Raw genomic sequence first — 312 nt, forward strand, 5'->3', positions numbered from 1 at the left:
GTTGGCGACTTTAGCATACTTATTGCATGACTTTGTAAAGGGACAGTTTGTGCATTCTTGGCAGCGGTAGTTTTGAATCCGCTCTTTATAGCCACTTTTACGGGTTTTGTAATAATCCTTTTGCCTTAGAAGCCTTTTACCATTGGCACAAATATAGTAGTCTCCCTCGGATACATAGGTCATGTTCTCCCGACGCCCAATATCCTCTTTGTACTTTCTTGTCTTTGACTTGTCGTAGTTGGCGGGTTTTATAAAGGCTTGAATGTTTTCTTTAGCCAGGAAGCTATAGTTTTCAATGCTTTCATAGCCACT

1 protein-coding gene is annotated in these 312 nt (G+C 40.7%); it reads right to left on the reverse strand.

The annotated features are described in order from the left end of the window. A partial coding sequence (locus tag ACLGL1_RS09850) for a transposase (protein ID WP_411008493.1) occupies positions 1-312 on the reverse strand: 312 nt, incomplete at both ends.

The organism is Peptococcus simiae (assembly GCF_046569735.1).
GTDB classification, from domain to species: domain Bacteria; phylum Bacillota; class Peptococcia; order Peptococcales; family Peptococcaceae; genus Peptococcus; species Peptococcus simiae_A.